At 72.9% G+C, this 5131-nt stretch carries 7 protein-coding genes; 5 read left to right on the top strand and 2 right to left on the bottom strand.

Annotated elements, in window-relative coordinates; genetic code table 11:
• Positions 1-175: 175 nt before the first annotated feature.
• On the bottom strand, positions 176-436 hold the full coding sequence (locus tag MNZ39_RS23125) for a hypothetical protein (RefSeq protein WP_242341449.1): 261 nt from the start codon (positions 434-436) through the stop codon (positions 176-178).
• A gap of 160 nt (positions 437-596) precedes the next feature.
• Between MNZ39_RS23125 and MNZ39_RS23120 the strand changes: the two genes are divergently transcribed.
• The 4 genes from MNZ39_RS23120 to MNZ39_RS24630 all read left to right on the top strand — a co-directional run bounded on the left by MNZ39_RS23120 (position 597) and on the right by MNZ39_RS24630 (position 3291).
• Positions 597-1016 carry a rubrerythrin family protein gene (locus MNZ39_RS23120; protein WP_242341448.1) on the top strand — a complete coding sequence of 140 codons (420 nt, stop codon included), beginning with the start codon at positions 597-599 and terminating at the stop codon, positions 1014-1016.
• Between the two features lie 94 nt (positions 1017-1110).
• Positions 1111-2478 carry a heterodisulfide reductase-related iron-sulfur binding cluster gene (locus tag MNZ39_RS23115; protein ID WP_242341447.1) on the top strand — a complete coding sequence of 456 codons (1368 nt, stop codon included), beginning with the start codon at positions 1111-1113 and terminating at the stop codon, positions 2476-2478.
• Positions 2475-3032, top strand: a complete 558-nt coding sequence (locus MNZ39_RS23110) for a DUF3501 family protein (protein WP_242341446.1) — start codon at positions 2475-2477, stop codon at positions 3030-3032. Before MNZ39_RS23115 ends, MNZ39_RS23110 begins: the two co-directional genes overlap by 4 nt.
• A gap of 127 nt (positions 3033-3159) precedes the next feature.
• The gene (locus MNZ39_RS24630) at positions 3160-3291 is read left to right on the top strand and encodes a hypothetical protein (protein ID WP_255840998.1); all 132 of its coding nucleotides are present in this window, start codon (positions 3160-3162) and stop codon (positions 3289-3291) included.
• Between the two features lie 10 nt (positions 3292-3301).
• Here MNZ39_RS24630 and MNZ39_RS23105 read toward each other — a convergent pair whose 3' ends face one another.
• Positions 3302-3904, bottom strand: a complete 603-nt coding sequence (locus MNZ39_RS23105) for a 3'-5' exonuclease (protein WP_242341445.1) — start codon at positions 3902-3904, stop codon at positions 3302-3304.
• Between the two features lie 203 nt (positions 3905-4107).
• Here MNZ39_RS23105 and MNZ39_RS23100 point away from each other — a divergent pair, with 203 nt between their 5' ends.
• A complete protein-coding gene (locus MNZ39_RS23100; protein ID WP_242341444.1) occupies positions 4108-4680 on the top strand; it encodes a type 1 glutamine amidotransferase domain-containing protein in 573 nt (190 codons plus the stop codon).
• The last annotated feature ends 451 nt before the right edge of the window (positions 4681-5131 follow it).

Below are 5131 nucleotides of genomic sequence, written 5' to 3'. Positions count from 1 at the left end.
GGGCTCGCGCGGCTCGCGCTCGCCCTCGCGGGCGGGCTCGGCCTGGGCCTCGTCGCCCCCGCCGTGCAGAGCGGGGTGGCCCTCGCCGTGGCGGCGCTGCTCCTCGCGCTCGGCGCCGCGGCCGCCGCCCGGAGCGCCGCAGGGGAGGGACCCCCCGTCCACCGACGGTGAACGCCTACCCCTCCGGCAGCGGATCGCCGGGGTGCTCGGGGATCTGCAGGCGCGAGGCCTCCCGCGAGCGCTCCTCGTCGTGACCGTGGACGCGCTCCGCCTCGCGCTCGTCCTGGTCCGACGTCCAGGTCGTCCCCGCGCCCTCCGGAGACAGCCCCTCCAGCGGCCGTTCCCCGTGCTGGCTCTCCACGTCGAGGTCCTTCTTCTCGTTCTCGCGCCGACGCGCGAGCTCGCGATCGAACATCGGATCCCTGCGCTCGGACATCGCACCCTCCTGATCGATCCTCACGCTGGCCACCCACCGGGGGCGATGCAATCCCACGTCGCTCCGATAGGTTCCCCGCACCGATTCCGCTCGCCCGACGCCCGCACCCCGCGGGCCGGATCTCGAGCGTCCCCCATCGCCTCGGAGGCGAGGAGACACCATGGCGAACCTCAAGGGCAGCAAGACCGAGCAGAACCTCAAGGACGCGTTCGCGGGGGAGTCCCAGGCGAACCGCCGCTACCTGTACTTCGCGAAGATCGCCGACGTGGAGGGCTACCCGGAGGTCGCCATGAACTTCCGCGAGACCGCGGAGGGCGAGACCGGCCACGCGCACGGTCACCTCGACTTCCTGAAGGCGGTCGGCGATCCCGCCACCGGCCTGCCGATGGGCGACACGGCGACGAACCTCAAGGCCGCCATCGCGGGCGAGACGCACGAGTACACCGACATGTACCCGGGCTTCGCGAAGACCGCGCGTGACGAGGGCTTCACCGAGGCGGCCGATTGGTTCGAGACGCTCGCGAAGGCCGAGAAGTCCCACGCCGGCCGCTTCGACAAGATGCTGAAGAGCATCAGCTGAGGGCGCGCACGCTCCCGCCGCGACCCGGCGCGCCCCCTCCGCGGGCGTGCGCCGGGTCGTTCCGCGTCGAGCCGCCCCGGAGAAAACCGCCGCCATGACCACGCCCGAGCAGCCGAAGAGGATCTCGTACCAGCCCACGCCGGGGCTCTCCTACGATCCGTCCGAGGCGAGGTACTGGGACGGGGCGGCGCTCGAGGGGGAGGTCCGCCGCGCCTTCGAGATCTGTCACGGCTGCCGCATGTGCTTCAAGTACTGCGACAGCTTCCCGCGCCTGTTCACCCTCCTCGACCAGAAGTACGACGGCGACGTGCACGCGCTCGGCGCGGGCGACGTCGCGCACGTGATGGACGCGTGCTTCCAGTGCAAGCTCTGCGAGGTGCAGTGCCCGTACACGCCGCGGGACGGCCACGAGTTCCAGCTCGACTTCCCCGCCCTCGTCCACCGCTACCGCGGCGTCCACCAGCGGGGCAAGCCGCGCACGCTCCGCCAGCGCGTGCTCAACGATCCGGACGGCGCCGCGCGCCTGGCGCGGCTGTCCTTCGGCGCGGCGAACGCCGCGAACCGCTCGCGGCCCCTGCGCGTGCTCATGGAGAAGACGGTCGGGATCCACCGCGACAAGAAGCTCCCCGACTTCGCGGCCCAGCCGTTCGACCGGTGGGCCGAGGGCCAAGGCTACGTGAAGGCGGAGCCGGGCGGCGAGGCGGTGCTGTTCCAGACCTGCTTCGTGCAGCACAACGAGCCGGACATCGGCAAGGACGCGCTCTTCGTGCTCCGGCGCTGCGGCGTGGACGTGCGCGTCGTGAAGGGGCTCGTCTGCTGCGGGATGCCCGCGTGGGAGCACGGCGACCTCGAGGCGCTCCGGCGCCAGGCGCACCGCGATCTCGAGCTGCTCATGCCGTACGTCGAGCGGGGCGCGAAGGTGCTCGTGGTGAACCCGACCTGCTCGATGATGATGCGCCGCGAGTGGCCCCACCTGCTCGAGGGCGCCGACCGGGGGCGCGCGGAGCGGCTCGCGCCCGCGGTCATGGACGTCTCCGAGTACCTCTGGTCGATCCGCAACGAGGAGCGGTTCTCGACGGCGTTCCGCTCCGCGCCCCCGGGCGGAAAGGTCGCCTATCACGCGCCGTGCCACCTGCGCGCGCAGGGGGTGGGCTTCAAGGGCCGTGACCTCCTCCGCAAGATCCCCGGCGTCACGGTGACCGCCACGGTGATGGAGTGCTGCGGGCACGACGGCACCTTCGCGCTGACGGTCGAGGGGTTCGAGCCGTCGCAGCGGATCGGCAGGAAGGCGTTCGACGGCATGAAGGCCGCGGAGGCCACGACCTGGGCCACGGACTGCCCCCTCGCGGCGCTGCAGTTCGAGCAGCACGCGGGGAAGAAGCCGCTCCACCCGCTGTCGCTGCTCGCGCGCGCCTATCGCGACGACGGCTTCGGCGAGGGCGGCGAGGGAGGCACGCGATGAGGCCGGTGCGGCGCGAGGAGCTCCTCGACGTCTCCACCTACGAGCGCTCGCGGGCGGAGCTCCGCCCCGGGATCATCGAGGCGAAGCGGCGACGGCGCGTGCACGTCGGCGGCGTGCTCACCTTCCTCTTCGAGAACGCCGCCACCGTCCGCTACCAGGTGCAGGAGATGATCCGGGCCGAGCGGATGACGCGCGAGGAGGACATCCGGCACGAGCTCGAGACCTACAACGAGCTGCTCGGCGGGAAGGGCGAGCTCGGGGTGTCCCTGCTCATCGAGCTCCCCGAGCCCGCCGAGCGCGACCGCAGGCTGCGCGAGTGGCTGGACCTGCCCCGCCACCTGTACCTGAAGCTCGCCGACGGCCGGAAGATCCGCCCCCGCTTCGATCCGCGCCAGATCGGCGACGACCGGCTGTCCTCCGTGCAGTACCTCAAGTTCGACGTCGGGGGAGAGGTGCCCGTCGCGGCGGGCGCGGATCTGCCCGGCTTCACCGTCGAGGCGCCGCTCGAGGTGGAGCAGCGCGAGGCCCTGCGCGCGGATCTGTCCTCGGACTAACGATGCGCGACACCATCGTGCGCCTCGCGGCGGTGACCCGGCCCGAGGGGGCGGTTGCGCCCGCGCGGGGCCCCGGCTACCTCTCAGGGAGGCGGGCGCGCGCTCGCTCGCCCGGAGGTAGACACCGATGCGACGCCACCCGACCTCTCCCCGCGCCCTCGCCCTGGCCGTGCCGCGCCCCGCCGCGTCCGAGTGGGAGGAGTGGGCGGTGACGCTCGCGGCGGTGACGCTCCTCTTCGCGGCGCTGCTCGCGCACTGACCGGCTCGCCTCAGCGGAGGTCGCGCAGCGTCTTCGCCGCGAGGCGGCGGCGCAGGACGAGGAACAGCTCGGCCGCGGAGACGGCGTCCATGAGCGCGTCGTGCGTGCCGTACTCCGGCAGGTGGACGCGGCGCCGCGCGGCGGCGAGGTTCAGCTCCGGCTCGATCTCGGGCGCGTCCGGATCCACGAAGCGCGCCCGGCGCGCGGCCTTGAGCAGGAGCGCGACGGTGTCCACCACGGGCGGCCCCGGCCAGCGCATCCCCGCGCCGCGATAGGCGCGGCGGAGGAAGCGGACGTCCACCGCCGCGTTGTGCACGAGGAGCGCCCCCTCGCCGAGCCGGCGATCGACCTCCCTCAGCACCTCCTCGAGCGGGGGGGCCTCGCGTACGTCGTGCGGGACGAGGTGGTGCGCCCGCATCGAGTCCGGCCGGATTCCCTCCGTCGCCGCGGGGCGGACGAGCGTCGCGTAGGCCTCCCCGAGCCGGATCGCGCCTGCCCGGATCGGGACCATCCCGACGGCGAGGATGGGATCGGACTTCACGTCGAGCCCGCCGGTCTCGAGGTCGAGCGCCCAGTAGGTGATGCCGTCCCAGGGCGGCGAGGGCCAGAGCACGAGCCCGTTCCTAGCATGCGCCGCGCCCGCCGTCGTGTCGCCCGACACGGGCGACGGCGGCCCGCCTCCTCGTCAGGCCTCTCGCGGGCTCCGGAACCTCCGCCGCCCCTCTCCGCGCGGCCTTCGCGTGAGCGTCGTGTCTGCGGCGGTTGGCGAGGGCCCCCGGCGTGCGAAACGTCTCCGGTTGAACCCCGGGGGAACACATGGCTCGCATCGCCTTCATCGTGGACGACATGTTCGAGGACTCGGAGCTCCGCGTGCCGTACGACCGGCTCCGCGAGGCCGGGCACGAGGTGGTCATCGTCGGGCTCGAGCAGGGAAAGAAGCTCGAGGGCAAGCAGAAGAAGGAGAAGGTGACGGTCGAGCGGGCGGCGAAGGACGTCCGCGCCGAGGAGTTCGCCGCGCTCGTCGTCCCCGGCGGCTACTCGCCGGATCACCTCCGCACGAGCCTCGACATGGTGCGGCTCACGCGCGACATGTTCGTGGCGGGGAAGCCGGTCGCCGCCGTGTGCCACGGCCCGTGGATGCTCGTCGAGGCCGACGCCATCGACGGCCGGACCGTCACCTCCTGGCCGTCGCTCAAGACCGACCTCATCAACGCGGGCGCGCGCTGGGTGGACCGCGAGGTGGTGGAGGACGGGAACCTCATCACCTCCCGCAACCCCGGCGACCTCGCCGCGTTCTCCGCCGCCATCCTGCGGCAGCTCGACCGCACCGCCGAGGCGCGCCGCCCGGCGGCCGGCGGAGAGCACGGCGAGACGCCCACGATGCACTGACCTCGGGCTGCGGGCGCGCCTCGGCTCCGGCCGTCGTCGCGCCCGGCCTGGCCGCAAGGCGCACGAGACCGGAGCCGAGACGGGGAAGCGCAGCGACGAGCGGCGAGGCGTGCTGCTTCCGTCTCATCATTCGTCACAAGTTCGGGTACTCGCCGGACGAGCGGCGGGTGTTTCGACCACGGCTTCCGTGCGCATGACGGATTCGGGGCATCGACGGGGTCGGCGCACGCGCTCGTGCTCGACCCCGATGAACGCGGGAAGGCGGCGGAGCAGGCGAGCGTCTCGTCGTGGTCGAACCGGCCCAGCGACGGCGTGACTTCGCGCGGGGAGCTCGCGGACTTCTCGAAGGCGCCTCCGCAGCTCGCCCCGAAGCACGCCCTGGAGCGTCGCGGAAGGTCGACCGTATTCACCTTGGGTGACAACTATCGCCAGCGGTAGTGCCGGCCGGTGT

The sequence above is a fragment of the Anaeromyxobacter sp. SG66 genome (genome assembly GCF_022690805.1).
Classification (GTDB): Bacteria; Myxococcota; Myxococcia; order Myxococcales; family Anaeromyxobacteraceae; genus Anaeromyxobacter; species Anaeromyxobacter soli.
The sequence above is the reverse complement of the archived record's forward strand: the minus strand, read 5'-3'. Positions and strand labels throughout refer to the sequence as shown.